We start from the raw sequence: 26,123 nt of genomic DNA, 5'->3' as shown, positions 1-26,123 counted from the left end.
AACGATATTCTTTGTTTCAATTGAATTACGTGCGTAACTAGCCGACAAGGCGGAGCGATTTGGTGATCAGACTGACTTGATCAGGGGAGCGTCCATGCCGGCTGATACGCAGAAACTTAAGTCCATCGCCCTAACTCTGTATCCAGACGCAGAGGTGACACACCTGGGGACTGGTGGCTTTGCCAGCACGTTCAAAGTACAGCGCGGGAGCGACGTCTTCGCAGTCAAGATTCTTGACCCAGAACGGACCGATGTCGTCAGAACCGAGCGAGAGTTCGCGGCCCTGCGACGCGTCAGCCACAAAAACGTGGTCGCATACCGAGCGATCGATGCGATCACAATCGACGACACCTCATTTCAATATGTTGAAATGGACTACATCGACGGTGCACCACTGAGCAAGTCGTTGAAGTTCAACGACGAATTCGACCTTAAGACTGCCGCATCTATTATGATGCAGGTTGTTGAAGGCGCGGCGGCATTGTGGCGCGAACAGACAGCACACCGCGATCTCTCTCCGAGCAATGTGATGCTTACAGAGTCGGGGCAGGTTGTAATCGTTGATCTCGGAATGGCCCGTCACGTAGATGACGAGACACACACGCTGCTACCCACCCCAGGGACGCCTGGATGGATGAGTCCGGAGCAGGTTAGCAAGTCACCGCAGCGTGGAGATTGGCGATCTGATCAGTTTGTCATTGGTCTTCTAGCATGGAGGCTAGTCACAAATTCCAAGCCCTTTGGGAAGGTCACAGGCGTCGAACTTTGGTCAGCCCCAGGTGTAATCGCTATCCCTAAAGCGAAGGATGTGAACGCGCGCGTTCCAGCCAAGCTCTCGAATGTTCTCGAGAAAATGACCCAGCAACAGCCATTCAAGCGATACCTCGATCCCGAGAAGCTGCTTGAAGACGTTGGGAACGCGGTCGCCGCCCTGGAGGGAGACGGCTCAGACGACAACTCCAACTCCTTATGCTTCTACCTAGCGGTTGGCCAAATAAAAAATGTCGCCACTTCGGAATTCGTCACCGAACTCGGAACAGACGGCTTAATTCTCGACGCCGCCGGCTGCAGCGCACGGATAGACGTAATGACCCAGGTAGCAGCCAGCAGTAAAGTCAACCTCGCGATCGATCCCGTTTCATATTTGGATCGATCGCCGATCGAAGCTCGATCCTCATCCTACAAAAAGCTGCCATATGGCCAACGAGCGAGAATATTAGAAGTTCCAAAATCGGAATCCGCCCGCGCCGACTACTGCCGCAGCATAGTCGAGCACCAGATCGACAATAAAACCGACATCGTGATCTCACCCTACTTTCTCGCAGATTCCGGGGAGCTGGAATGGATCGACGAAAGCCTCTCTTGCGCAGAGACCTGCCGCGACATCCTTCAGCAGGCAGGACACAAGAACGAGGTCTGGTCAGCGGTCGCTGTCGGCTCGGGCGTACTCAGCGGCGGCGCAGGACTTGAGCACCTACTGAATGCACTCACGGCAACACGATTGCCGGCAGTCTACCTGCTGGTGCATACGGCACAGGTACCATTTGCCCCTCTTGCCGACGAGGGAACCCTTAGGGGAATTCGTGACGTGATCGCCGTCTGCCGAGAGATCGAATCCCCCATAATAATTGGACGGCGGGACGTTTCTGGCTTGCTAGCCCTGGGCCTGGGCGCATCGGGATGGTCAACTGGCGTATCCGCGAACCTTGAGAATCTTCCGCGCCACTTGGAAGAGGTAGAAGATACGCGCGGTGGTCAAGCCGCCGATCGTTACTACGTGCCCGATCTTCTGAACTCCCTTAAGATCGAAACGCATGCTCGCTTGCGACGTGCCGGACTTCTAACAAGAACTTACACAAAGTACGATCGCGATCTATTTTCTTCAGGCAGGCCCATCGCGCAGATCTCAACGACCGAACAGCGGATCACTCTGCGCCAACACAATATGCAAGCAAAGAGCGATCAAGTAGCTGAGTTGTCGAGCCTCGAACCTAGCAAGCGTCGCGAATGGATGAAAACCAAGATTCAAGAGGCTCAGGGTCTTTACTCAAAGCTGCGCGGGATTGTCGACCCAGCTGAACTCGGAACATTCCTGGAGGTTTGGAAAAAGATCATCTAAGAGAGGAGCCGCCGACTCGCTTAACAGTCGCCCATCCCGTCGCAACAGATCGTTCCGCAGCCAGTCTTCGAGACGAATCATCCATGGGCTGATTCGGCACTGCCGCAGCCAGTTCGCGCACGATATGATCGTCATCGATTCCGAGGACGCCGATCCCAAGCTCTCCGGCGGCCGTGATAGATTTTTCAGCAGCAGCCATCGGGAGCGCGATATAAACTTCATGAGCAAACAAGTGATATCGAGCCGCTTGGCCGACAGCTCGACGCCAGTCTCGCAGTTTTAATTCAACTGCAGTTATGTTTGTTCCCGGGTCGGGTATCTTCTCCACAATTTCATATTTCCCAGACGAGCATCGAATCAGACCCCTATCAAGTAGCGGTGCCATAGCGTTCTCGCGAAGAGATTTCCATCCCCATGGCGCCCATTCGCGCAGCTCTAGCTCTGTTCTAGCCTTAACGAGGAACCGGAAAAGTTCAACTTCATTTCTCGATGTGAGACTCACGTATCGATAACGATAGCTGTTAGCGCGTTCGCTAGCGGTCCTGCCATAGGTTGCAACTAGGTCCGCGATGCCGGCGCCTGCATCGATCTCGTCAGCTACGCAACCTTTTTCACAACGCGACTCCAGCCATGCAGCTACCGGGTCCCGCAAGTCGACCTCACGTCGCAAAACTGGTTTTTCCGCCAGCGCCGTACCGGTAGTCATCACTCGTTCACTCGCTTCCCGCTGCGTCCGTACCTCCATCCTCGGTCATACAGACACTGCACGCGAGGTCCGATGGAGGGTATCTAGAGACAAGAAGGCCATGGATCGTGGGTGATAACGCACACCATGTGAGCTTCTCGGATACTGCCGAACTTGGCTCTATGGGATCAAGGGCGCGCCGCCGCTGGCGGCGCGCCTGTCGCCTACGTGGCCCCTCACCTGGGCGCCCGCATCCGCTTCCGGCACGGCGGGCTGCCGCTCCGCTTCGCCCGCCGGCCGGGCGGTGCGGCCGCCAGCGGGTCACCCGGCGAAGCGCCGCACGGCGGCGGGACACTTCTCCCCTGGGGCATCCTCGGCCTCCTCGACGAGCTACGAGCGGTGGTAACAGTCGGGTCGTTTGGGAGTCGATCTCTGTTACGCACCGTCGTTGGGGACCTCCATCCCGACGCCTGATCGTGACAACGGCCGGTAGCACCGCGTCAAGACGATGAAGCGTGTCTTGACCCGGCACCACCGGCCGCGTGCTGGCTTCATATCGGGATGCAGAGCAGGTTGTGGCGTCGGTCGCCAGGCCGTCTCCAGGCCGTCAGAGGTCAGGAAGAGGCAAGCACCCGCGAGAACTGATGACAGGTAAAACCGCAGCTCAGCGCACCTAAGAGGCAGAGACGCCGAGGTGCAGAAGAGGCCCGGAGCAGATCATCGCGATCTGGCTGGCCATGTACGCCTGAGCACTGCTGGGGACCTCCCCCTTGGAAGTCCCCAGCGATGCGCGTCAGCCGAACATTCCCGGCTGGTACTCGCCTGCCGGGTTGCGGACGATCACGTTCAGGCGGTTCCACGTGTTGATCTCCGCCACCAGGCAGACCAGTGCGCCGATCTGCTCCTCGTCGAAGTTCTTGCGGACTGCCGCCCAGGTCTCGTCCGACACGCCCTCGTGGTTGTCCGCCAGGCGGGTTCCCTCCTCGGCCAGGGCCAGGGCCGCTCGCTCCGCCTCCGTGAACACCACCGCCTCGCGCCACGCTGCCACCAGGGCCAGGCGGACCGCCGTCTCGCCCGCCGCCGCCGCGTCCTTCGTGTGCATGTCCAGGCACATTCCGCAGCCGTTGATCTGGCTCGCGCGGATCTTCACCAGCTCCTGCGTCGCCTTCGGCAGCGAGGACTCCTCGATCGGGCGGGAGGCCGCGATCAGGCGCTTGAAGAACTTGGTCGTGACTTCGTTCTCGAACATGTTGAGCCGCGCTTCCATCGTGCTTTCCTTCCGTCGTCCGCTTTCACCCCCCTTGACGACGCGCGCGGCCGGGTTGTGACAGCCGGATTCGTGGTGCCGGTCACATGTACACCTTCGCGCCATCCCCCACGCCGTCTTTCACGGCCGGTACAGCCCGTGCGACCTGCTGGAACACGCCGGACCTCGCCAACGAGCCGCGCTTCAAACCACCACTTTCCGGGGTCACCCACGGGAGCACCACGACGGTTGCCGTGATCAACAGCGCGCTCCACGGTTGCTCCTACAGACACCGACGCGCGAAAGGAGCAGTACCGCGATGGCCAAGACCATGCAGCCCCAGGAGCTCATCGACAGTGCCGTGGTCGACCCGGCCGGCAACAAGCTCGGGAAGGTCGGCAACGTCTACCTCGCCGACACGACGCACCAGCCGGAGTGGATCACCGTCAAGACCGGTCTCTTCGGCACCAAGGAGAGCTTCGTCCCGCTCTCGGGGGCGCACACCGACAAGGACGGCGTGCACGTCCGGGTCGACAAGGACGCCGTCTCCGACGCACCGCGCATCGACGCCGACGGGCACCTCTCGCCCGAGGAGAGCGCCCAGCTCTACCAGCACTACGGCCTGCCGATGCCGCGGACCTCGCCCGATGGCCGGATGGACGGCCGGACGGGTGACCGGACGCAGGGCCGGAACCCGGCGATGGGCGGCGCCGACGGCCGCGGACGGTCCGAAATGGACGCCGCCGGGAAGTCCGGAATGGACAAGGGCCAGCGCGCGAAGTCCGGCCAGGACGGCATGACGCGGTCCGAGGAACGGCTGAACGTCGGCACCGAGCAGGTCGAGACCGGGCACGTGCGGCTGCGCAAGTACGTCGTCACCGAAGAGCAGCAGGTCACGGTCCCGGTGCGGCACGAAGAGGTGCGCATCGAGCGGGAGCCGATCAAGGACGGCCAGGCCGGGGGCGAGATCGGCGAGGCCGAGCAGGACGTCGTCCTCCACGCCGAGAAGCCCGTGGTGCGCAAGGAAACCGTGCCGGTCGAGCGGGTGCGCCTGCGGACCGAGACCGTCACCGACGAGCAGACGGTCTCGGGCAAGGTCCGCAAGGAGCAGTTCGAGGTCACCGACGACGAAGGCAAGCACCGCAAGTAGGACCCCCGGTGGGTGGCCGGCCCCCGACGCCGGCCACCCACCGGTCACGCCACCGCGGCCTGGACGCGCGGCAAGCCGGCGACCAGGCGCAGGCCCTTCTTCCGCAACGACGGCGGGATCGGCGGCATCGACAGCGTCATGGCCTGGTCCCAGCCGTGGATGTAGAGCTCGAACTTCACCAGGAAGCCCTTCTTGGGCTCGGTGATCGCGACGTGCGTGCGCGGCACGGCGAACAGCGCCTTGCCCGGGCCGCCCGTGTACGCGTCGGCTTCGAAGAACAGCAGCTGACGGTCGGTCAGCAGCAAGTAGAGCTCCCGCTGGGTCGTGAGCGAGAACATCGTGCCGCCGCTGAGCACCGCGGTCGCGATGCTCAGCGCGAAGTGCTCACCCAGCACCTTCCGCAGCGAGCCCACCTTGGCCATGGCGATCACTTCGGGCGTTTCGCCCGGTTGCATCATCGGTGCGGCGGTTTCGAGCAAGCGTCTTTCGCGGCGTGCGCCCATGGGAAGACCTTCGGGGAGAGGGAAATCGGACGCGCCACGCTAGACGACCCGTGCGGCCCGCTCTCCGCTACCCCACCGAAGCAGACCGTCCGGTCAGGACCGCAGCATCGGCGCCGCGAGGAACTGCTCCGGGATCGCGAACGCGTCCACCAGCGTTCGCGCGTGGGGGCGCAGCTGGGCGCACAGGCCGTTCACCGCCGCGGTGACGGCCTTTCCGCGGGACGCCGTCAAGCGGCCGTGACCCAGGAACCACGCCAGGTCCTCTTCGATCGCCGACAACGCGTACAGGTCGCAGACGCGGTCGAGCAGCGTGCGGGCGTCCGGGTCTTCACACCTCGGAATGGCCGCCGCGAACGCTTCCAGCACCAGGCGCTCCATGTGGACGCGGCCCGCGCGCAGCACGTGGTCCTGGGCCGCGTTGAACACCCCGAACGGGTCCGATGCCGCCTTGCGAAGGCGCTTCGCCACCCCTTCGACGACGTGCTCCTCGCGGTCTTCGAACAGCCTCAGCTGCCACTCGCGGCTGAAGAAGACATCCGCGTCCGACCCCTCGGTGAGCGACTCGAGCGCCTTGCGCACGGACGTCCGCTCCAGGATCGCGCTCACCACCTGGTCGGTGAAGAACCGGGCGGTGGCCAGCGGCGACAGGTCCTCGAAGTCCTGCTTGTAGCTGGTCAGCAGGCCCTTCGCGACCAGCTGCAGCAGCACCGTGTTGTCGCCCTCGAACGTCGTGAAGACGTCGGTGTCGGCCTTCAGACCCGGCAGGATGTTCTCCGCCAGATACCCCGAGCCACCGCACGCCTCGCGCGCCGCTTGGATCGTCGCCGTCGCGTGCCACGTGTTGAGCGCCTTCAGGCCGGCCGCGCGCGACTCCAGCTCGCGCTGCTCCTCCTCCGGCGCCGAGGAGTCGATGTCGTGCAGCTTCGCCACCAGCTCTTCCTGCGCGAAGGACAGCGCGTACGTCTTCGCCAGCGCCGGCAGCAGCTTCCGCTGGTGCCCGAGGTAGTCGAGGATGACGACCTCCTCGCCCTCCGGCGTCATGAATTGGCGGCGCTGCTCGCCGTAGCGGATCGCCAGGGCCAGAGCGCGTTTCGTGGCGGCGCCCGCGCTGCCGCCGACGCTCACCCGGCCGCGGATCAGCGTGCCCAGCATCGTGAAGAACCGGCGGCTGTCGCTCTCGATCGGGCTCGAATACGTCCCGTCCTCGGCGACGTCGCCGAAGCGGTTCAGCAGGGCCTCGCGCGGGATCCGGACGTTGTCGAAGCTCAACCGTCCGTTGTCGACGCCGTTGAGGCCCGCCTTCGGACCACAGTCCTCGATGGACACTCCCGGCATCGGTGCGCCGGACTCGTCCCGGATCGGCACCAGGAACGCGTGCACACCGCGGGATTCGCCGCCGGTGACGAGCTGGGCGAACACCACCGCCATCCGGCCGTCGCGGGCCGCGTTGCCGATGTACTCCTTGGTGGCCATGGCGTCCGGCGTGTGGACGACGAACCCACCGTCCACGAAGGTCGCCGTCGTGCGCAGGTGCTGGACGTCGGAGCCGTGGCCGTGCTCGGTCATCGCGAAGCAGCCCAGCAGGTCCAGGTTCATGATCGCGCGCAGGTGCGCGGCGTGGTGGCGCTCGGTGCCGAGCAGCTGGACGGCGCCGCCGAAGAGTCCCCATTGGACACCGGCCTTCACCATCAGCGACAGGTCGCCGTAGCCGAGCAGCTCGAACGACGTCACCGAGCCGCCGACGTCGCCACCGCCGCCGTAGGCCGGGTCGAAACCCAGGCCGGGGCGGTCGCTCTCGGCCAGGGCGCGCAGCTGGTCGAGCACCTGGGCGCGGTGGTCCTCGATGCCGAGGTCCACCGGGTCCCGGAACTCCGCCTCGCTCATCTGCGCGCGGACCCCGCGGCGCACCTCGGCCCAGCGCCCGTCGAGGACGGTGGTCAACGCGTCCGGATCCACCTTCGATGGCACTTCGGGGACGTCCACGGCTACCTCCGGAAAGGACTGACGGCAGGCTTCCTACTCGTTGGTAGTAAGCCTGCCGCAGCCGCGCCGATCCCGCAGGTTCAGATCGGCTTGCCGTTGACCGTCACGTTCGTGAACTTGGCGTTGTCCACGTACTTCAGCGTGTTCGACGTGTCGGACACGCCTTCAAACGTGGAGTTCGCCACGGTGAACCCGTGCACGTGAGCCTGCGAAAGCCCGCTGACGTCGAAGGCCTTGCCCGCGATCTTCGTGCTCGAGCAGTTGCCGATCGTGAACGGCCCGAACGACGGGACGTTGCTCCCGGTCTGGCTGTTGTAGGTGGACGTCACGTACACGAAGTTGCGCGCGAAGGTGCCGGAGACACTGTCGAGGTTGATGTTCTCCGAGAACCCGCCACGCAGCGTGTTCGACTTCACGTACAGCGCGAACTTCGTGTCACCCTTCACGGTGAGCTGGTACGCGTAGACGTTGCGGATCCCGCCGGTCTGCTCGCTGCCGCAGGTGATCGCGCCCCAGTTGCCGTTCATCACGCAGTTCACGACGACGAGGTTCTGGCACGGGACGTTCACGCGGCGCCCGTCGGCGTCGCGGCCGGACTTGATCGCGATGTTGTCGTCGTGCGCGCCGAGACTGCAGTTCGCGATGACGACGTGGTCGCACGACTCGGGGTCGCAGCCGTCGGTGTTGGAGTGCGCGGTGCTGGGGTCGGTGCTGACGCCGTCGACCGTGACGTTGCGGCACAGCGTCGGGTGCAGCTGCCAGAACATCGAGTTCTTCAGCGTGATGCCCTGGATCAGGACGTTTTCGCAGGCGTACGGCTCGACGAACGCCGACCGCATCGTGTGCCCGGACCCCGGCACCACGCGCTTCTCGGGCGGGGTTCCCTTGGCCACCAACGTTTCCAGGTACGCACGGTCACTGCCCTTGTTCCACGACGACGTCGCCGCCGCGTCGAGCGTGCCGCTGCCGGTGAGACCGATGTTCTTTTCCCGGTACGCGTAGATCATCGGCGAGTGGTTGACGCACTCGATTCCTTCGTAGCGCGTCAGGACGTTCGGGAACTTCGACGCGTCACCGCCGAACTTGAGCACCGCGCCCTTTTCCAGGTGCAGGTCGACGTTGCTCTTGAGGTAGATCGCGCCGGTGAGGAAAGTCCCGGACGGCACGACGACGTGACCGCCACCGGCCGCGGTGCAGGCCTCGATCGCCTTCTTGATCGCCGCGGTGTTGTCGGTCTTGCCGTCGTTCTTCGCGCCGTAACCGGTGATCGGGAAGCTCCGGTCCGGGAACTGCGGGATCGTGGTGTTCGCGACGATGTCGTTGGCCGCCGGCCACGGGAGCGCGGGGACGTCGACGCGGTAGCGGTGCGGGGCCGGGACCGGGATTCCGGGCACCAGTGCGACCGCCATCGTGCCCTTGATCAGCTGCCGGCGGGTGAACCTGCCGTCCATGGACGCCATCCTTCGGGGGAAGACCCTGTGCGACGGCGGAACCACGGCACGGACCGTGGGCACGACGCACTCTAGGCGTCAACGCGGCCCCAGGTCCAGGCTTGCGCGAGCGGCGAAAGTGCTGTCATGATCGGATCATGTCGATTCGAAAGGGCGTGCGCGCCCTCGCGCGTTGAACGCCTCGCGACGGCCCGGCCGTCGCTTCCCCGGCCCCGAACTGTGGTCACGGGCCCTCGAAATCCGGAACTCCTGGCTGAGCCACGCGCTGAGCACCGAGCCGGCCGATCGTCCGGCCGCCGAAGCGGCCATCACCCGCCTTTACGAGCTGGCCGGCGCGTCGCCGCCGTCCTTCGAGTGGGTGCCTTCCCCGGCCGCGGCGACCGAGGTGGTGACACCTGGGCAAGCGCTTTCCCTCGGCGGTGACCTCCCGGTCGAAGCCCGCCTGGCGACGCTGGTGACCTCCCTGCGCGAGCGGCTCGACCAGCGGATCGGTCCCTGGCACGACCGGCGCCGGCGGGTGGACCGGCCACCGCCGGACCCGCTGGGGTTCTCCTTGCGGACGTTGCTGAACAACGGCCTGGGGCCCGCGCTGCGGCGGTCGATCCGGGACTCCGTCGCCGGTGCCCTCCGTGGTGAGCTCACGACGCGGGCCGGGCTGCACTGGGACGGCCAGCAGGAGGCGCATTGGATCGCGCTGTACGACCTGCACCGGCAGGTCGACGGCGTGCGGTTCGAGCCGGCCGACGGCGTCCAGCTCGATCTGTGGGTCACCCTCGCGCGGTCGTGCGGCTGGTGGTGGCCGCGCGAGGACGTCTGCGTGGTCGCGGAACGGCCGCTCGTCGTGCGCACCGAACGCGTCGACGACGACTACGGCCTGGTCCGGCTGCACCACGAGACCGGGCCCGCGGTGGCGTTCCCCGACGGCTGGACCGTGCACGCGTGGCACGGGACGCGGGTGCCGTCCTGGGTGATCGATGCGCCGGCGGCCGAGCGGATCATCGCGGAGCGCAACGTCGAGGTGCGCCGCTGCGCGATCGAGCGCGTCGGCTGGCCGGCGTTCGTGGCGGAGGCGGGGTTCGAGCTCCTCGACCGCGCCGACGACCCCGGCAACCCCGGGTACGAGCTCCGGCTCTACGACGGCCCGTCGGCCCGGCTGCTGCTGGTGGTCAACGGTTCCGTCGAACGCGATGGCACGCGCCGGCACTACGGGCTGCGCGTGCCCGCCGAAATCGACCATTCCCTCGACGCCGCCGGCTGGACGTACGGGCTCAGCGGAGCCCAGTACGCGCGGCTGCGGCGCCGGACCTGAACTCTTCGAGGTGATCCCATGTATTTGGCAGAACTGCTCGACAAGACCGGGCTCGACGTCCTCGCCCACCTGGACCGGCAGGTCGACGTCCCGGTGATCGACGGGCTCCAGGCCCAGGGCGACCTGATCGTGATCCCGGACGACATGACCGGCTCCGCGTACTTCCGGGCCGGTTGGCGCCCGCTGCCCGCGGAGGGGGTGGAACTCGTCCGCGGCGGCGACGGGAACAACCCGCACACCCTCGTCGGGCGGTGCGAGCTGACGACCCAGGTCTTCGACCCCGAGGGCCTCTCGGTCGCGATGCTGCACATCGAAGTGCCGGTGTACCTGGTACACCCGGAGCACGGCGCGACGGGCATCGCCCCGGGGCGCTGGCTCGTGCGACGGCAACGTGAGGCCGGCGGCTTCCGGCGCGCCGGGGCGAGCTTCTACCAGGGCGGGCCGGTGCTGGTCGCCGACTGAGGGACCCGTGGGGTGCCACCGAGGGGGCGGCACCCCACGGCACCGGTCGTGAGTGGGAAACCGTGTTCTAACCCTGTTTCCCACTCACGACCGGTCTTGGTCAGGCCAGGTCCGGGCCCTTCGAACGCAGGTCGTCGACCTTGCTCATCGCTTCCCGCAGCTCGCCCAGCCAGCTGTCGGCGTGCTCGCCCACCAGGCGGACCGCCCACGCCAGCGCGTCCGACCTCGACCGAGCCACTCCCGCGTCCACCAAGGTGTCCAGGACCAACCTCTCCGGCTGGCGCAGCCGGGTCATCACCGGGGCCGAATGCGTCGTGAACAGCGCCGTCGTTCCGCCCAGCTTCGCGCCCCAGGCCACCTTGCGCTGGTAGCGGTGCTCCGCCTGGCGTGCGATCTCGATGCGCTCATCGCGCGTCTCCTCGCGGTGGCGGCTGATGCGGCCCTCCTCGGCCGCCGCACGCGCGGCGTCGTCCGCGTACTCCTCCGTCAACGCCGGCAGCTCGCCCACCACGATGATCTCTTCGCGGTCGACCGTGATCCGCGGCGCCCCGGTGAACCAGCCGTCGGGCAGGCGCCCGCCGAACCACGCCGCCGCGTCGCTCGCCGACGGCACCTCCGCCTGCTGCCAGCCGCTGCTGCCCTTCCAGCCTCGTCCCATCTCCGCCACCTCCACGATTACATGATTACAACGCTACTCACGCTACGCCGAACGCAGGTGGAAGAGCAGGTCGTTCACTCAGAGCTGAGCCGTCAGCTCCTCGGCGGTGGTCACCGGCCGGTCGCAGACGTACCCGCGGCAGACGTAGGCCGCCGCGGCACCGTCGACCAGCGGACGGTCCGCCAGCAGCGGGACGCCCGGCGCGTCCGGCTCGCCGGCCAGCACGATGCCGCCGCCGTGCACGCCCCGCGCCGCGGCCAGGCGCAACGCCGGATCCGCGCCGACCACCGCGACCTGCACCGGGCCGGCCTGCAGCGCCTCCGCGACTGACAGCCAGTGCCCGGCGAACCGCGGCACCCGGCCTGCCAGCACCCCGACCCGCCGCAGCGCCTGCTCGGCCGCCTCGCGATAGCGCGTCGCGGAGTCGTGCCCGGCCAGCGCGGACGCCGTCAGCAAGGCCCCGGCCAGCGCGGACGCTCCCGCCGGGCTCGCGTTGTCGCCCGGGTCGGCCGGACGCTGGACCAGCGCCTCGGCGTCGTCCGCGGTGTCGAAGTACGCGCCCGGGACGTCCGGGGACGCGAAGTGCGTCAACGCCAGGTCGAGCAGCCGGGTCGCTTCGGTCAGCCACTTCGCCGAGCCGGTCGCCTGGTGCAGGGCCAGGAACCCGTCGGCGACGCAGGCGTAGTCCTCCAGCACCCCGGCCGACTCCCCGACGACGCCGTCGCGCGAGCTGCGGCGCAACCGGCCGTCGACGACGTGGACGCGCAGCAGCAACTCGGCCGCGGAGACCGCCCGCTCGATCCACTGTGGACGATCGAACGCGACCCCGGCCTCGGCCAGCGCCGTGATCGCCAGGCCGTTCCAGGACGCGATCACCTTGTCGTCCCGGCCCGGCTGCGGCCGCTTCGCGCGAGCCTCCAGCAACTTGACCCGGAGCGGTTCCGGCAGGTCCCCGAACAGCCGCAACGTCGACGCGCCCTCCTCGAAGGTCCCCTCCTCGGTGACGCCGAACAACGCGGCCGCGGAGTCGTCGCCGAGCACCTCACGCAGCTGCGCCGGCGTCCAGACGTACGTCAGGCCTTCGACGCCGTCGGTGTCCGCGTCCAGCGAGGACGCGAAGCCGCCTTCGGCCGTCCGCAAGTATCCGAAAAGGAACTCCGCGGTCCCGGAAGTGACGCGCGACGCCGTCGCCGAGCCGGTGCGCCGCCACAGGTGAGCGTAGAACCGCAGGAGCAACGCGTTGTCGTACAGCATCTTCTCGAAGTGGGGCACGATCCACGACGCGTCCACGGAGTACCGCGCGAAGCCGCCGGCGAGCTGGTCGTACAGACCGCCGCGGGCCATCGCTTCGGCCGTCGACTCCACAAGGGACAGTGCGTCGGCGGATCCCGTCCGCTCGTGGTGCCGCAGCAGGAACTCCAGCACCATCGACGGCGGGAACTTGGGCGCGCGGCCGAACCCGCCGTTGACCGGGTCCGCCTCCTGCCGCAGCTTCTCGACCGCGGCTGCGAGCACGGCCTCGTCCACCACGGACTCCTGCAGCGGGCCCGTCTGCTCGGCGATGTGCGCGACGATCTGCTTGGCCCCGTCCAGCAGCTCGTCCGGCCGCTCCCGCCACGCCTCGGCGACCGCGGCGAGCAGCTGCCGGAACGACGGCATCCCCGGCCGCGGCGAGGGCGGGTAGTAGGTGCCGCAGTGGAACGGCTCGCCGTCCGGGGTCAGGAAGCACGTCATCGGCCAGCCGCCCTGCCCGGTCATCGCCTGCGTGGCGGCCATGTACACGGCGTCGATGTCCGGCCGCTCCTCGCGGTCGACCTTGATGTTGACGAAGTGCTCGTTCATCACCGCGGCCGTCTCGGGGTCTTCGAACGACTCGTGCGCCATGACGTGACACCAGTGGCACGCCGCGTAGCCCACGGAAAGCAGGATGGGCACGTTCCGCCGTCGCGCCTCGGCGAGCGCGTCGGCCCCCCACTGCCACCACTCGACCGGGTTCTCCGCGTGCTGGAGCAGGTACGGGCTGGTCGCGCTGGCGAGACGGTTCATGCCGCCCAGCGTAGGTCGGGGCTCAGGTTTGGCGCTGGGTGGCGTCCATCGCGACGCCCACGACGTTGCCGGTGCCGGACGTCCGGCGGTAGTTCACCGCGACCCGCACCTCACCGGCGTAGGGCGGCCCGGGCAGGGCGTACGGGCCCCGCCGGTTGCGGCCGAGGCCGGGCCCCATCGACCACGAATCGGCGACGCGGGACTGCCCGGCGGCGTCGGTGATGACGATCTGGCCCTCGCCGTTGGTCGCGCTCTCGCACCCCTCGACGGTGAACAGCTGGATGAACGGGTGGGTCTTCTGGAAGTTGGCCTCCCACACCGTTTCGAACGAGGCGTTGGTGATCTTCGGCCAGTCGCCGAACCGGACCTTCTCGAACGACACCGGGATCCACGGCCGCGCCAGGCCGGTGCCGGACGCGGCGTCGTCGGAGGCGACGATGTCGCTGGCGCCGTCGGTCAGCGCCCAGAACTGGCGTCCGCTGTCGGTCGTGTAGGTGTACATCACGTCGGCGCCGCCGTCGCGGCGGATCCGGATGATCTGCTTGCCGTCGCCGCCCGGCCCGAAGTACAGGATGAGGTGACCGTCCGGGTCGACCATCCGGATCACGCCGTTGTCCTGCACGGTGAACGTGCCGCCGGAGATGGTCGCGTTGCCGATGCCGACGCGCTTGCGGAGCTCGTCGACCTCCCGGCGCAGCGCGACCACCTGGTCGACGATGCTGGACGGCTGGTTGATCTGTGCCATCAGGCCGCGTCCTCCAACAGGGGGTTCATGGTCAGGACCACGCCCTCGCGCCCGTCGTCGCCGACGGTGACGTCGAGCGCGACGATCCGCATCAGCGTGTCGATCCCGCCGGCGTGGAAGTCGTCCTTGATGATCACCCGCGCGTCGTCGCCCACCCCGATCTCGGCGACGGTCGGCGGGAGTCCACCGTGGACGGTCAGGGTCGGCAGCACGACGGGCAGCCGGCTCACCGCCTGGTCCGAAAGCGCGTGCGAGGCCAGCTGCCCCGGGTCGGTCACCGAGCTGTAGCCGTACTCGGTCTCCAGCATCGGCCAGCCGTCCGGGTACCGGTCGCGGTCCTCCGCCACGGCGACGAGCATGCCGCTCTCGATCCCGTCGCCGGAGGCGAACGTCCGGGTGGCCATCCGGGTGCCGTCCGAGGGCCAGCCGTAGCCGAGCAGGTTCCCGCCGTACTCCCAGACGTGCGCGGAACCCTCCTGCCCGAGCCGCGGCGTGCCGAGCCGGAGCAGCCGCGTCGGCCGGCCGTTGCGGTCGGGAGGCCCGACGTCGAACATCACGTCCGGGCCGTCGTAGAGCTGGGAAAGCTTGCGCAGCGCGTCGCCGACGCTGACGTTCTGGTAGCCGAAGTACGTCCGGTCGAGCCGGATGCCGGAGAGGCCACGGTCGGGGAAGGTGACGCCGATGTTCCCGCCCGGGTGGGACTGCGCCAGCTCGACCAGGTTGCGGGCGATCGTGTTCTGGTCGGTGTTCTTCCACTCGACCTTCTGCTTCGCCACGAAGTGCGGGTCGGTGAACGCGGCCGCCGGGAGCACCGGCAGCACCTTGCGGTGCTCGAAGTAGGACCAGAAGTCCCCGCACCCCAGCGAGATCTGCTGCGAGCCCGAGTCGAACTTCCGCGTCCACACGAGCCCGCCCCAGACCGGGCGGCTGTCGCGCAGCACGTAGACCACGCGGCGGCCCGGCGTGCTCAGGTCGTACGGATCGATGGCGCTGATCCGGGCGTCGCCCAGGCTCAGCGTCGCGGACAGCGTCCCGGACGCGCCGAGCTTCTTCGAGTACTTGACGCCGGTGAGCGGGACCTCGGCCAGCGTCCGGTTCGTCATCAGGTCGGAGATCAGGTAGGTGTGGACCGGGTCCTGCGCCATCTCAGGCCCGCAGCCAGGTCAGCGAGACGTGGTTGACGTTGGCCCAGCCCGCGTCGTGGACCCGGCCCGCGTTGTCGGTCCAGAAGATGACGCTCACCGTGGCCCCGGCGTTGAAGAAGTTCGTCGTGGCGCAGCTCATCGTGCCGGGTGAGGTGTTGAGCCAGCGCGACATCGTGTGGGTGTAGCGGATCCCGGTGTTCACGCCGTCCGTGATGGCCATGTACGTGTGGTACTCGCCGCTGCCCCCGGGGGCGACCATCCGGAAGGCGGCGTCGATGCTCCAGATCCCCGCCCGGTTGAGCGTGAACGTATCGTTGGTCGCCGACGGCGTGATGTCCGGGGACGCGTAGACCGTGGTGGGGAACCGGCTGCGGGTGTCCGTCCCGGACGGGAAGCTCTGGACGTTCCCGCGCGTCTCGTAGCGGGCCTCGTGCCGGGTGGGTGTCGCGGTGGTGCCGACCGCGCCGCCGCCGGTCGCCAGCGAGCCGACCCAGTCCGCGCCGTTCCACCGGTAGACCAGGTTGTCCTGCGTGCTGAACACGAGCTGGCCGGGCAGCGGGTCGGTGACCATCGCGCGGATGTCGGCCAGCGACGTGCACACGGGGATGCTCGGCACCCGCCACTTCTCGCCGTCGTTGATCTCCAGCCAGCGCCGGTCCTGCCGATAGGTGGTGATCCCGTTGTAGGCGTGCACGGCGTCGCGCTCGCCGACCCCGCGGCTCGGCATGACCCCGCCGAGCCCGACCACCCAGCCGGGGCGGCGGTCTTCGACCAGGTCCGGCGTGATGGTCTTGGTCCCGGCCGGGACGCGCACCCGGGCCAGCTGCATGTAGTCACCGGTGGGCGTGGGCTCGGCCGGCGTCGACGACGGTTCACCGACGAGCTGCCGGACCACGAAGCTGTTGGTGGTGTCGCCGTAGAACTCGTCCGACTGCTGGGCGACGATCAGGTCGATCCGCGCGTTGGCCGAATGCGCCGGGTTGTCCTTGAGCAGGTCCAGCGTCTTCACCGCGTCCAGGGTCTGCACGTAGCTGCCCACCCCGCGGCTCGCGCGCATGAACATCTGGAACGGCTGGATCGTCACCGTTCCGTCCGGGGTCGGCGACGCCGCGGCCACCTTGCCGGGGTCGCCGAGCGCCGGCCGGATGCCGTTGCGGGACAGCACCGGGCCCGGGCCGGACTGCACGACCGCGCTCAGCGCCAGCCGCGCGTCTTCGGTGGTGATGACGCCGTTCGGCGAGTCGGACACGGCCCACGAGTTGCGCTCGGCCATGGTGTTCCCCCTCAGGATCAGATGATGGCGTGTCGCCAGCGGCCGGTGAGCGACGCGTTCGGGTCGTAGGACGCGGCGGTGAAGTCGACCTGGACCGCGCCGTTCGCGGGGATCGGGAACCAGCCGCGGGTGAGCAGCTTGTCGCTCTGGTTGACGCCGTTGAGCAGCACCGTCCGCGTGTCGGTGTCGATGGTCAGTGTCTGTCCTCTTTGGATGGTGAAGGTGCCGTCGAAGACCAGCCGCTCGCCGGTGTCGCGGTTGGCGATCACCGGGCCGGTGACCGGGCCGCGGACCTCCCACACCGGCCAGCTGGCCGCGCCGCCCGCGTTGACCGCGCGCAGCCGGCCGCCTTGCTTGCCGGTGCCGAACACCAGCGGGAAGGTGAGCGGGTACGGCAGGCCGTCGGCCGGGGGCGAGGGCAGGGCGGTGACGTCGCGTTGTTCCGCGACCGAGTACAGCCGCGGATCCGTGGCCTGCCACTGGATCGCGCCGGTGGTGTACCCGAGCGCGTAGTACTTCTCGACGTTGATCGTCCGCCGGACGCACCGGGCGTTCGCCAGCCAGCTCTCCCCGTCGAGCCGCACGACGAGCGGCTCCTCCAGCGGCCGTTCCGACGGCGCGGTGATCTTCCGCAGGGTCGTGACGACCGCGCCGAAGTCCGCCGCCGGCACGCCCTTGACCAGGTAGGACAACGTGACCGTGCGCTGGCCGGCCAGCTGGTTGCCCTGGAACCCGCCGTGGCGGCCGGGCCGGTCGGGGTTGTCGGCGCGCATCTCCGGCAGGTCGAGCCAGCCGTCGAGCTTGGTCATCCGGAACGGGCTGCCCGAGCCGAGCAGCGTGCCCCGCCACTCCAGCTGGCCGTCGGCGGTGATCAGGTCCCCCGCGCTCACTCAGCCACCCCCTCGGGACATCCAGTCCAGGTCGCCCGCGATGTCGCGCGGGGTCTGGCTGGGTGTGGCGTAGAAGTTCTCGATGTGCACCACGGCCCGGTCCGGCTGCGGCCCGTCCGCGGCGAACCCGGCACCGGCGAAGGCCGGCGCCCGCGGCTGGACGGTCGCGAGGTCACCGAGCCGGTTCGTCACCAGGCCGGCCAGCTCGGTCGACGCCCGTGACACGGCGGTGCTCGTCTGCTCGATGCCCTGGGCCAGCCCCAGCGGCACCCAGCGGCCGAGCTCGGCGGCCACCTTCGACGGCGAGTTGATGCCGAGGATCGACTTGATCGGGCCGGGGATGATGTCCTTGATCAGCCCGATGATCTTGTCCTTGATCCAGTTCGCGGCGTTCTTGATGCCGTTCCACAGGCCTTCGAGGATCGAGCTGCCGACGTCGAGCAGCAGGTTGCCGAGGTTGCCCAGCGCGCGCAGGATCATCCCGGGCAGGCCGCCGAGCCACGACAGCAGCTCGCCGAGCTTCCCGACGGCACCGCTGACGATCGAGCCGAACCAGCCGATCACCATGCCGGGCAGCTGGCCCAGCCAGCCGATCGCGGCGATGACGCCGTTGATCGCGACCTGGATCGCCGAGACGATCGCGCTCCACACCATCTTGAGGAAGTCCCAGATGGCCTGGAACGCGGCCTTGGTCCACGCGACGATCGTGTCCCAGTTGGCGATGATCAACGCCACGAGCGCGACCACGGCCGCGATGATCAGCGGGATCGGGCCCATCGCGAGCAGCCACGCCGCGGCCATCTTGGCGCCGGCGATCAGCGATTCGACGCCCATCATCACCCAGGCGGCGACGACTTGCGCGGCGGTGGCGAGCGCGGCCCAGCCCATCAGTCCCCACTGGATGACCTGCTGGATCATCGTCGCGAGGGAGATCGCCCCGGAGATGGCCGCCTGCACCGACATGGCGATCCAGGAAGCCACCGTCGAGGCCGCCGAGACCACCGCCGAGGCCGCCATCGTGGCGAACGAGGCGACCATCCCGGCCGCGGCGATCGCGGCCTGGATCCCGACTTGGACGAGCGCGGGCAGGAAGAAGGTCAGGAGCACGCCGCCCACGATCATGATCGGGGTCTTGTTGGCCTCGATCCAGCTCGCCAGCGCCTGGAACACCGGCACCACCGTGCCGGAGATGAAGCCCGACACCGCGGCGAGCGCCGGCTGGAAGTTCTGGGAAATGAAGCCCAGCGCCGCGTTCAGGCCCGCTTGTATCCCTTCCCCGAGCAACGCGATGACGGGTCCGCTGAGGATGGACAGCAACCCGCCGCCCAGCGCCGTCGCGGCCTGGATCCCGATGTTCGCCGCGGTGCCGACCACCGGGCCGTGCGCCGCGCTCAGCCGCTGCGATACGCCCGCGCCCCATTCGTCGGCGCTCTTGAGCATCAAGCCCTTGGCTTCGTCGAACTTCTTCTGCATTTCGCCGAGCACGGCCTTGAACTGCTCGTCGTTGATGCTCAGGTTCGCCGTGAAGTCACCGATCGTCAACGCCATCGCACACCCCCTCCCTACAGGTTGCCGATCACCGAGCGGGCCGTCTCCCCGTCGACCTCGATCGGCTCGTCCTTGATCACCTGGCGCCACACGCTGTCCGGGGACAACCCGGAAACGAGCGCGGCGAACTCCCACCAGGACAGGCCGTCGTCGAGGTCGGCCATCAGGTCGCGGCCGTACTCGCGCCGCCAGTCCGCGTAGAGCAGCCGCCAGTGGCGCAGGATCAGGCGGATGGTGTGTTCGCCGTCGCCCCCGCCACGCTCGCCGCGGGGGCCTTCCCGTTTCCCGGGGCCTGCTGGCGGTTCTGGTAGAGCTGCTGGCAGGTGCCGAGCACGTCGGGCAGGTCGTCGATCTCCAGCCCGCGGTTGAGGATGTCGACCAGGTTCTGCTCGCCGAGCAGCGCCGACAGCATGTCGAACGCCTCCTCGGCGTTGACCTCTTCCGTGGCCGCCCGGCCGTTCTTCTTCGCCGACACCGCGAACAGGATCAGCTTGGCGGGCAACGAATGCGGCAGCGTGTAGACCTTGCCCAGGATGCGGATGCGCGGCGCCACGCGGGCCGCCTTGCGCTCGCGCCAGGCCTCGTCGAAGTCGTAGTCGACGGTGAGCTGGTCGTCGGAGACGCCGTTCGGCTCGGTCATTCGCCGTCCTCCGCGACGCTCGCGCTGACGGCGGCGGCGGTCGACGGCCCGGACCGGGTGACGGTGGCGACCCAGGCGTACTTGTCGTTGTTGCCACCGCCGTGCTCGCCGAGGCTGAAGGTCGCGTTCCAGACCTTCCACTGCGTGTCCACCGGGTGCCGGAAGCGGATCTTGCCGACGCTGGCGAACCCGACCTGCGTGGCCAGCGCTTCGACGCGGGCCTGGCCCGGGTCCTGCGCGCCGTTGGCCGGGTCCTTCAGCAGGAACCCTTCCAGCGCGAGCGTCGCGCCGCGCTGGATGACCTCCTGCTCGTAGTTCCCCGCCGAGTCGAACGTCGTGGTGTCGACGACCTCTTCGTTCTCGCCGGCGTTGGGCACGGCGGAGTTGAGGCCCCCGATCGGCGTCCAGGTGGTGCCGTTGGTCTCGGCGACCTGGATGATGATGTCGCGGGCGTTGATCTTGACAGTGGGCATCGACGCTCCCCTCCTCGATACTGCTTGTGCGGTGCGGAAAAGCGGGTCTCAGGCGCGGTTGCCGACGGGGCGGTGCAGCTCCATCCGCAGCGCGACGGACCATTCGTCGCGGTCGCCGGCGTCGCGTCCGACGTAGACCGGACCGGCCTGCGTGCCGACGCTGGAGACGAGCCAGGTGTTGCCGGGCAGCCGCCGGTTTCCCAGCCCGTGCACGGCGTCGTAGACGGCTTGCGCCTTCGCCTCGGCTGCGACGGCGTTCTTCGGGGTGCCGCGCACGCGGATCTGGACCACGGGTTCGTCGTAGGGAAGCCGCGCGTCGGACTCCGCGCCGGGAAGCCGGCTCAGCACGAGGGCCGCGTCCGGAGTGGCCGGCATCGCGAGCAGGAAGATGTCGCCGCCGGTACCGCCGGATTCGTAGTTCCCCAGCCCCAATTCCTCAAGCAGCGCAGCGACTTCTTCGAGAATTGTCACATTGGCCCCCCGGCCGCTCCCCCAGTGCTGACGCCAGCTTGCCCGACGTCCGAAGGATCGTCAACTGTCCGTTTTTGCCAAATTCGGACGCGCCGACGAGGGTTCTCGGCCACACTGGGCAGGTGCTGCTGACGATCACGACGACCCGGAACCCCGCCACCGACTTGGGTTTTCTCCTGCACAAGCATCCGGAGAAAGCCCAGTCGGTCGCGCTGTCGGCCGGGACCGCGCACGTCTTCTACCCGGAGGCGACGCCGAATCGTTGCACCGTCGCGTTGTTCGTCGAAATCGACCCGATCGCGCTGGTGCGCGGGGGCGGGACTTCGTTGACGCAGTACGTCAACGACCGGCCGTACGCCGGCGGCTCGTACCTCGCGGTCGCGCTGCGGGCGGCGTTCACGACGGCGCTGGCGGGCCGCTGCGCCACGCGCCCGGAACTCGTCGACGAGCCCTTCGGACTGGAGATCCGCGTGCCGTCGCTGTCCGCGCGGGGCGGCGCCGAAGTCGTGCGCAAGCTGTTCGAACCGCTCGGCTGGCGCGTGGCGACCGCGCCGATCCCGCTCGACCCGCGATTCCCGGAGTGGGGCGAGAGCCGGTACGTCGACTTGACGCTCACCGGCACCCATCGGGTCGCCGAGGCGCTGCGCCACCTCTACGTGCTGCTGCCCGCGCTCGACGGCGACAAGCACTACTGGGTCGGCCAGGACGAGGCCGACAAGCTGCTGCGCGCCGGCGACGGCTGGCTCGCCGCGCACCCCGAGCGGACGCTCATCACGAACCGGTACCTCGAGCGGCGCCGGCCGGTGGTGACCTACGCGCTTTCGCGGCTGGCCGAATCCGACGACGTCCCCGCGGACGCCGAGGCGGTCGTCACCGAGCTGCCGGACAAGCCGGAGAGCCTCGCGTCGCAGCGCCACGGCAGCGTGCTCGCCGCGTTGCGGGCCGCCGGCGCGCGGCGCGTGCTCGACCTCGGCTGCGGGAGCGGCGCGCTGCTGCGCGTCCTCGGGAAGGACCGGTCGTTCACCGAGATCGTCGGCGTCGACGTCTCCGCGCACGCCCTGGACATCGCCGAGAAGCGGCTCAAGGACAGCTCGCGCGTCACGCTCCGGCAGTCCGCGCTCACCTACGCCGACCCGGCGCTGGCCGGGTACGACGCCGCCGTGCTCATGGAGGTGGTCGAACACGTCGACGAGGAGCGGCTCCCGGCCCTGGAACACGCGGTGTTCGGGGTCGCGGCGCCGCGTACGGTGCTCGTCACGACGCCCAACGCTGAGTACAACCGGCTGTTCGAGTTCCTGCCGATGGGGCATTTCCGGCACGCCGACCACCGGTTCGAATGGACGCGAGCCGAGTTCCGCGCCTGGGCGGACGGCGTCGCGACCCGGCGCGGCTACGACGTCCGGTATCTGCCGATCGGACCGGAGGACCAGGCAGCAGGACCGCCGACCCAACTGGCGGTCTTCACCACCCAAAAGGAGGTGGCCGCGTGAAGCTGACCGTTCCCGACATGTCGCTCGTCGTGCTCGTCGGCGCTTCCGGCTCCGGGAAGTCGACGTTCGCGCGCACGCACTTCGCGCCGACGCAGGTGCTCTCCAGCGACTTCTTCCGCGGGCTCGTCGCCGACGACGAAAACGACCAGTCGGCGTCGGCCGAAGCGTTCGACGCGCTGCACTACGTCGCGGCGAAGCGGCTCGCGGCCGGGCGGATGACCGTCATCGACGCGACGAACGTCCAGCGCGCTTCGCGGGCGAGCCTGGTGAAGCTCGCGAAGGAGCACGACGTGCTGCCCACGGCGATCGTGCTCGACCTGCCGCTCGGCGTCTGCGTCGAGCGCAACGCTTCGCGCCCCGAGCGCGACTTCGGCGACCACGTCGTCCGGCGCCAGCGCGGCGAGTTGCAGCGGTCGCTGAAGTCGCTGGAGCGCGAAGGATTCCGGCGCGTGCACGTGCTGCGGTCCGAGGCCGAGGTGGCCGAGGCGGAGATCGCCGTCGAGCCGCTGCGCAACGACAAGCGCGACCTGACCGGGCCGTTCGATGTGATCGGCGACGTCCACGGCTGCGCGGCCGAGCTCGAGGAGCTGTTGGGCGAGCTGGGGTACGTCGACGGCGTCCACCCGGCCGGGCGGACAGCGGTGTTCGTCGGCGACCTCGTCGACCGCGGCCCGGACACCCCCGGCGTGCTGCGGCGCGTGATGGGGATGGCCGCGTCCGGCGACGCGCTGGTCGTGTGCGGCAACCACGAGCAGAAGCTGGTGCGCGCGCTGCACGGCCGGAAGGTCAACGCCGCGCACGGGCTCGCGGAGTCGCTGGAGCAGCTCGCCGCGGAAAGCGAGGAGTTCCGCCGGCAGGCCCACGAGTTCTGCGACGGCCTGATCGCGCACTACGTCCTCGACGGCGGCGACCTGGTCGTCGCGCACGCCGGGCTGCCCGAGCGCTACCACGGGCGCGCGTCCGGGCGGGTCCGCAGCATGGCGCTCTACGGCGACACGACCGGCGAGACCGACGAATACGGCCTGCCGGTGCGGCTGCCGTGGGCGCGCGACTACCGCGGGTCGGCGATGGTCCTGTACGGGCACACGCCGACGCTGGAGCCGGAGTGGGTCAACAACACGATGTGCCTCGACACCGGCGCCGTGTTCGGCGGGAAGCTGACCGCGCTGCGCTACCCGGAGCGCGAAGTCGTCTCGGTGAAGGCCCACCAGGTCTGGTACGAGCCTTCACGGCCTCTCGACGCTTCGCGGCCCCTCGGCGGACGTGAGCCGGCGGTCCTGGAGCTGGCCGACGTCACCGGGAAGCGGATCGTGCAGACCGCGCACCACGGCCGCGTCGGCGTCTCGGCGGAGCAGTCGGCGGCGGCGCTGGAGGTGATGAGCCGGTTCGCGGTCGACCCGCGGTGGCTGGCCTACCTGCCGCCGACGATGGCACCGTGCTCGACGTCGGCCCGGGACGACTACCTGGAGCACCCGGAGGAGGCGTTCGCCGAGTACCGGGCGGCGGGCGTCGAGTCGGTGCTGTGCGAGGAGAAGCACATGGGCTCGCGGGCCGTGGTCCTGGTGTGCCGGAACGACGCCGGTTCCCGGCGGTTCGGCATCGAGGGCGGCGGCGCGGTGTACACGCGGACCGGGCGGCCGTTCTTCTCGACCGCGCAGAACGCGACGCTGCTGGACGACGTGCGGTCGGCGGCCGGCGGGCTGTTCGACGAGCTGGAGTCGGACTGGCTGCTGCTCGACGCCGAGCTGCTGCCGTGGAGCGCGAAGGCGGGTGGGCTGATCGCGGACCAGTACGCGTCGGTCGGCGCGGCGGCCCAGGCGGTGCTGCCGGCGGCGGTCTCCGCGCTGACGACGGCGTTCGCGCGCGGCATCGACGTCTCGGACCTGTTGCGGCGCACGGCAACGCGTTCGTCCACAGTGGAGTCCTATCGGGACGCCTACCGGCGGTACTGCTGGCCGACGGCGGGACTGGACGGGGTGCGGCTGGCGCCGTTCCAGCTGCTGGCTTCGGAAGGGGCGACCTACCACGACCGGCCGCATTCGTGGCACCTCTCGGTGCTGGACGGCCTCGCCGGCCCGCGCTTCCAGCGCACCCGGACGCGCTCGGTGGACCTGCTGGACGCCGCGTCGGTGGCCCAGGGGGTCGCGTGGTGGGAGGAGCTGACGGCCGCGGGCGGCGAGGGCATGGTGGTCAAGCCGTCGGCGAACCTGACCCGGGGCGCGCGCGGGCTGGTCCAGCCGGGCGTGAAGGTCCGCGGGCGCGAGTACCTGCGGATCATCTACGGGCCGGACTACACGCTGCCGGCCAACCTCGATCGGCTGCGCAAGCGCGGGCTGAACCGGAAGCGCATGCTGGCGCTGCGCGAGTACGCGCTGGGGCTGGAGGCCCTGGAGCGCGTCGCGCGGGGCGAGCCGCTGTGGCGGGTGCACGAGTGCGTGTTCGCCGTGCTCGCCCTGGAGTCCGATCCGGTGGACCCGCGGCTCTAGCTAACTGTCGGCCTTGGTGGTCGAGGAGTCCTTCGCGGGCTTCTCGGCCGCCTCGTCCTTCTTCTCTTCCGCCTCGACGGCCGGCGCCGGCTCTTCGGCCGGCGGGTCGTCGAAGCTGGCCGGGACGCGCTTCAGGTGCTTCGTCATCGAGCGGACCAGGAACGCGACCGCGATGAGGAACAGGATCAGCACCAGGAAGCCGACCGGAGAGGACTTGCCGAAGTCCTCGCCCTGCCCGCCGTTGTCGCCGTCACCCGGCTGCTGCGTCAGCACCAGAACCGACGCGGTCACCGGAAGCGCCACGCCGGCCGGCAGCGTCAGACTCATGTGTTCACCTTCTCCTCGATGCCGATGCCGGCGAACAGGTCGTCCTCCGGCAACGTGCTGTCGACCTGCGACTTGACCAGCTCGTACTCCTCGGTCGGCCAAGTCTGGCGCTGGATCTCCAACGGGACGGCGAACCAGCGGCTGGTCGGGTCGATCTGCGTGGCGTGCGCCTTCAGCGCCTCGTCCCGCACCTCGAAGTATTCACCGCACTCGACACGGGTCGTCACCCGCTCCATCACATCGGCGCGATCGGGGTCCCACTTCTCGAGCCACTCGGTGTACGGCGACTCGAGCCCGGCCTCCTTCAGCGCGGCGTCGAAGGCCATCATCCGGGCCTTCGAGAAGCCGTGCAGGTAGTACAGCTTCAGCGGCTGCCACGGCTCGCCGGCGTCGGGGAACCGGTTCGGGTCCGGCGCCGCGTCCCACGCCGCCATCGACACCTCGTGGGTGCGGATGTGGTCGGGGTGCGGGTAGCCGCCGTTCTCGTCGTACGTCGTGATGACGTGCGGGCGGAACTCCCGGATCACGCGCACCAGCGCCTCGGTCGACTCCTCCAGCGGCACGACCGCGAACGAGCCCTCGGGCACCGGCGGCAGCGGGTCGCCCTCCGGCAGGCCGGAGTCGACGAAGCCCAGCCAGCGCTGGCTCACCCCGAGGATCTTGGCCGCGCGGGCCATCTCCTCACGGCGGATCTCGTGCATGTTCGCCAGCACCTCGGGCCGGTCCATGGCCGGGTTGAGGATGCTGCCCGCCTCGCCCCCGGTGCACGTGACGACCAGCACCTCGTGCCCTTCGGCGGCGTAGCGCGCCATCGTGGCGGCGCCCTTGCTCGACTCGTCGTCCGGGTGCGCGTGCACGGCCATCATCCGCAGGCGCGGCGCGGCGGTCTTCGTCAACTGGTCCACCATGCTGCGAACGACTCCTTCTCTACCCGTATTCCGCGACCCACCTGCGGGCCGCCCACCCAGCGGGCGGATACTCGAAGCCGTACCCGCCCCACCATTGTCCCCAGGGGTACGACAA

24 protein-coding genes are annotated in these 26,123 nt (G+C 68.8%); 6 read left to right on the top strand and 18 right to left on the bottom strand.

Going from position 1 to position 26,123, the window contains the following annotated elements; all coding sequences use genetic code 11:
* Positions 1–94: 94 nt before the first annotated feature.
* On the top strand, positions 95–2,119 hold the full coding sequence (locus tag AA23TX_RS02785; RefSeq protein ID WP_155541028.1) for a serine/threonine-protein kinase: 2,025 nt from the start codon (positions 95–97) through the stop codon (positions 2,117–2,119).
* Here AA23TX_RS02785 and AA23TX_RS02780 read toward each other — a convergent pair.
* Together AA23TX_RS02780 and AA23TX_RS02775 are read right to left on the bottom strand one after the other, a co-directional pair.
* On the bottom strand, positions 2,112–2,825 hold the full coding sequence (locus AA23TX_RS02780; RefSeq protein WP_155541027.1) for a hypothetical protein: 714 nt from the start codon (positions 2,823–2,825) through the stop codon (positions 2,112–2,114). The genes AA23TX_RS02785 and AA23TX_RS02780 overlap by 8 nt on opposite strands.
* 772 nt (positions 2,826–3,597) lie before the next feature.
* Positions 3,598–4,071: a carboxymuconolactone decarboxylase family protein gene (locus AA23TX_RS02775; RefSeq protein WP_155541026.1), complete on the bottom strand. Its 474-nt coding sequence runs from the start codon at positions 4,069–4,071 to the stop codon at positions 3,598–3,600.
* A 298-nt stretch (positions 4,072–4,369) separates the two neighbouring features.
* On the opposite strand from AA23TX_RS02775, the gene AA23TX_RS02770 reads away from it, so the two are divergent.
* The gene (locus AA23TX_RS02770) at positions 4,370–5,200 is read left to right on the top strand and encodes a PRC and DUF2382 domain-containing protein (RefSeq protein ID WP_155541025.1); all 831 of its coding nucleotides are present in this window, start codon (positions 4,370–4,372) and stop codon (positions 5,198–5,200) included.
* 44 nt (positions 5,201–5,244) lie between these two features.
* Here AA23TX_RS02770 and AA23TX_RS02765 read toward each other — a convergent pair whose 3' ends face one another.
* From AA23TX_RS02765 to AA23TX_RS02755, 3 genes are all read right to left on the bottom strand, one after another.
* Entirely contained in the window at positions 5,245–5,703 is a 459-nt protein-coding gene (locus tag AA23TX_RS02765; RefSeq protein WP_155541024.1) for a hypothetical protein, read from the bottom strand.
* Between the two features lie 93 nt (positions 5,704–5,796).
* Positions 5,797–7,686, bottom strand: coding sequence for an acyl-CoA dehydrogenase family protein (locus AA23TX_RS02760; protein ID WP_155541023.1), 1,890 nt, complete (start codon positions 7,684–7,686; stop codon positions 5,797–5,799).
* 80 nt (positions 7,687–7,766) lie between these two features.
* A complete protein-coding gene (locus tag AA23TX_RS02755; protein WP_155541022.1) occupies positions 7,767–9,137 on the bottom strand; it encodes a glycoside hydrolase family 28 protein in 1,371 nt (456 codons plus the stop codon).
* A gap of 172 nt (positions 9,138–9,309) precedes the next feature.
* Here AA23TX_RS02755 and AA23TX_RS02750 point away from each other — a divergent pair, with 172 nt between their 5' ends.
* Positions 9,310–10,446: a DUF6745 domain-containing protein gene (locus AA23TX_RS02750; RefSeq protein WP_155541021.1), complete on the top strand. Its 1,137-nt coding sequence runs from the start codon at positions 9,310–9,312 to the stop codon at positions 10,444–10,446.
* 18 nt (positions 10,447–10,464) lie between these two features.
* Positions 10,465–10,908 (top strand): DUF8820 family protein, encoded by a 444-nt coding sequence (locus AA23TX_RS02745; RefSeq protein ID WP_155541020.1) that lies wholly within the window; start codon positions 10,465–10,467, stop codon positions 10,906–10,908.
* 100 nt (positions 10,909–11,008) lie between these two features.
* On the opposite strand, the gene abmR is transcribed toward AA23TX_RS02745, so the two are convergent.
* From abmR to AA23TX_RS02690, 11 genes are all read right to left on the bottom strand, one after another.
* Positions 11,009–11,566 carry an ATP-binding transcription factor AbmR gene (abmR, locus tag AA23TX_RS02740; protein WP_155541019.1) on the bottom strand — a complete coding sequence of 186 codons (558 nt, stop codon included), beginning with the start codon at positions 11,564–11,566 and terminating at the stop codon, positions 11,009–11,011.
* 78 nt (positions 11,567–11,644) lie between these two features.
* On the bottom strand, positions 11,645–13,612 hold the full coding sequence (locus AA23TX_RS02735; RefSeq protein WP_155541018.1) for a thioredoxin domain-containing protein: 1,968 nt from the start codon (positions 13,610–13,612) through the stop codon (positions 11,645–11,647).
* Positions 13,613–13,634: 22 nt separating this feature from the next.
* Positions 13,635–14,357: a hypothetical protein gene (locus tag AA23TX_RS02730; RefSeq protein ID WP_155541017.1), complete on the bottom strand. Its 723-nt coding sequence runs from the start codon at positions 14,355–14,357 to the stop codon at positions 13,635–13,637.
* Entirely contained in the window at positions 14,357–15,502 is a 1,146-nt protein-coding gene (locus tag AA23TX_RS02725; RefSeq protein ID WP_155541016.1) for a hypothetical protein, read from the bottom strand. Before AA23TX_RS02725 ends, AA23TX_RS02730 begins: the two co-directional genes overlap by 1 nt.
* A 1-nt stretch (position 15,503) precedes the next feature.
* Entirely contained in the window at positions 15,504–16,775 is a 1,272-nt protein-coding gene (locus AA23TX_RS02720) for a hypothetical protein (protein ID WP_155541015.1), read from the bottom strand.
* Between the two features lie 17 nt (positions 16,776–16,792).
* Positions 16,793–17,665, bottom strand: a complete 873-nt coding sequence (locus tag AA23TX_RS02715; RefSeq protein ID WP_155541014.1) for a phage distal tail protein — start codon at positions 17,663–17,665, stop codon at positions 16,793–16,795.
* On the bottom strand, positions 17,666–19,213 hold the full coding sequence (locus AA23TX_RS02710; RefSeq protein ID WP_155541013.1) for a phage tail protein: 1,548 nt from the start codon (positions 19,211–19,213) through the stop codon (positions 17,666–17,668).
* Between the two features lie 14 nt (positions 19,214–19,227).
* Positions 19,228–19,377, bottom strand: a complete 150-nt coding sequence (locus AA23TX_RS02705) for a hypothetical protein (protein WP_155541012.1) — start codon at positions 19,375–19,377, stop codon at positions 19,228–19,230.
* Between the two features lie 59 nt (positions 19,378–19,436).
* Positions 19,437–19,853 (bottom strand): hypothetical protein, encoded by a 417-nt coding sequence (locus AA23TX_RS02700; RefSeq protein WP_155541011.1) that lies wholly within the window; start codon positions 19,851–19,853, stop codon positions 19,437–19,439.
* A complete protein-coding gene (locus tag AA23TX_RS02695) occupies positions 19,850–20,326 on the bottom strand; it encodes a phage tail tube protein (RefSeq protein ID WP_155541010.1) in 477 nt (158 codons plus the stop codon). Before AA23TX_RS02695 ends, AA23TX_RS02700 begins: the two co-directional genes overlap by 4 nt.
* Before the next feature lie 48 nt (positions 20,327–20,374).
* A complete protein-coding gene (locus tag AA23TX_RS02690; protein ID WP_155541009.1) occupies positions 20,375–20,797 on the bottom strand; it encodes a minor capsid protein in 423 nt (140 codons plus the stop codon).
* Between the two features lie 122 nt (positions 20,798–20,919).
* Here AA23TX_RS02690 and AA23TX_RS02685 point away from each other — a divergent pair, with 122 nt between their 5' ends.
* Both AA23TX_RS02685 and AA23TX_RS02680 read left to right on the top strand, forming a co-directional pair.
* The gene (locus tag AA23TX_RS02685; RefSeq protein ID WP_155541008.1) at positions 20,920–22,287 is read left to right on the top strand and encodes a 3' terminal RNA ribose 2'-O-methyltransferase Hen1; all 1,368 of its coding nucleotides are present in this window, start codon (positions 20,920–20,922) and stop codon (positions 22,285–22,287) included.
* Positions 22,284–24,773, top strand: a complete 2,490-nt coding sequence (locus tag AA23TX_RS02680; RefSeq protein ID WP_155541007.1) for a polynucleotide kinase-phosphatase — start codon at positions 22,284–22,286, stop codon at positions 24,771–24,773. Before AA23TX_RS02685 ends, AA23TX_RS02680 begins: the two co-directional genes overlap by 4 nt.
* Here AA23TX_RS02680 and AA23TX_RS02675 read toward each other — a convergent pair whose 3' ends face one another.
* Together AA23TX_RS02675 and mca are read right to left on the bottom strand one after the other, a co-directional pair.
* On the bottom strand, positions 24,774–25,100 hold the full coding sequence (locus AA23TX_RS02675; RefSeq protein ID WP_155541006.1) for a preprotein translocase subunit SecG: 327 nt from the start codon (positions 25,098–25,100) through the stop codon (positions 24,774–24,776).
* A complete protein-coding gene (mca, locus tag AA23TX_RS02670; protein WP_155541005.1) occupies positions 25,097–26,008 on the bottom strand; it encodes a mycothiol conjugate amidase Mca in 912 nt (303 codons plus the stop codon). Before mca ends, AA23TX_RS02675 begins: the two co-directional genes overlap by 4 nt.
* Between the last annotated feature and the right edge of the window lie 115 nt (positions 26,009–26,123).

The sequence above is a fragment of the Amycolatopsis camponoti genome, from assembly GCF_902497555.1.
GTDB classification, from domain to species: Bacteria; Actinomycetota; Actinomycetes; order Mycobacteriales; family Pseudonocardiaceae; genus Amycolatopsis; species Amycolatopsis camponoti.
Note: the sequence above shows the minus strand (reverse complement) of the source record. Positions and strands in the feature narration are given on the sequence as shown.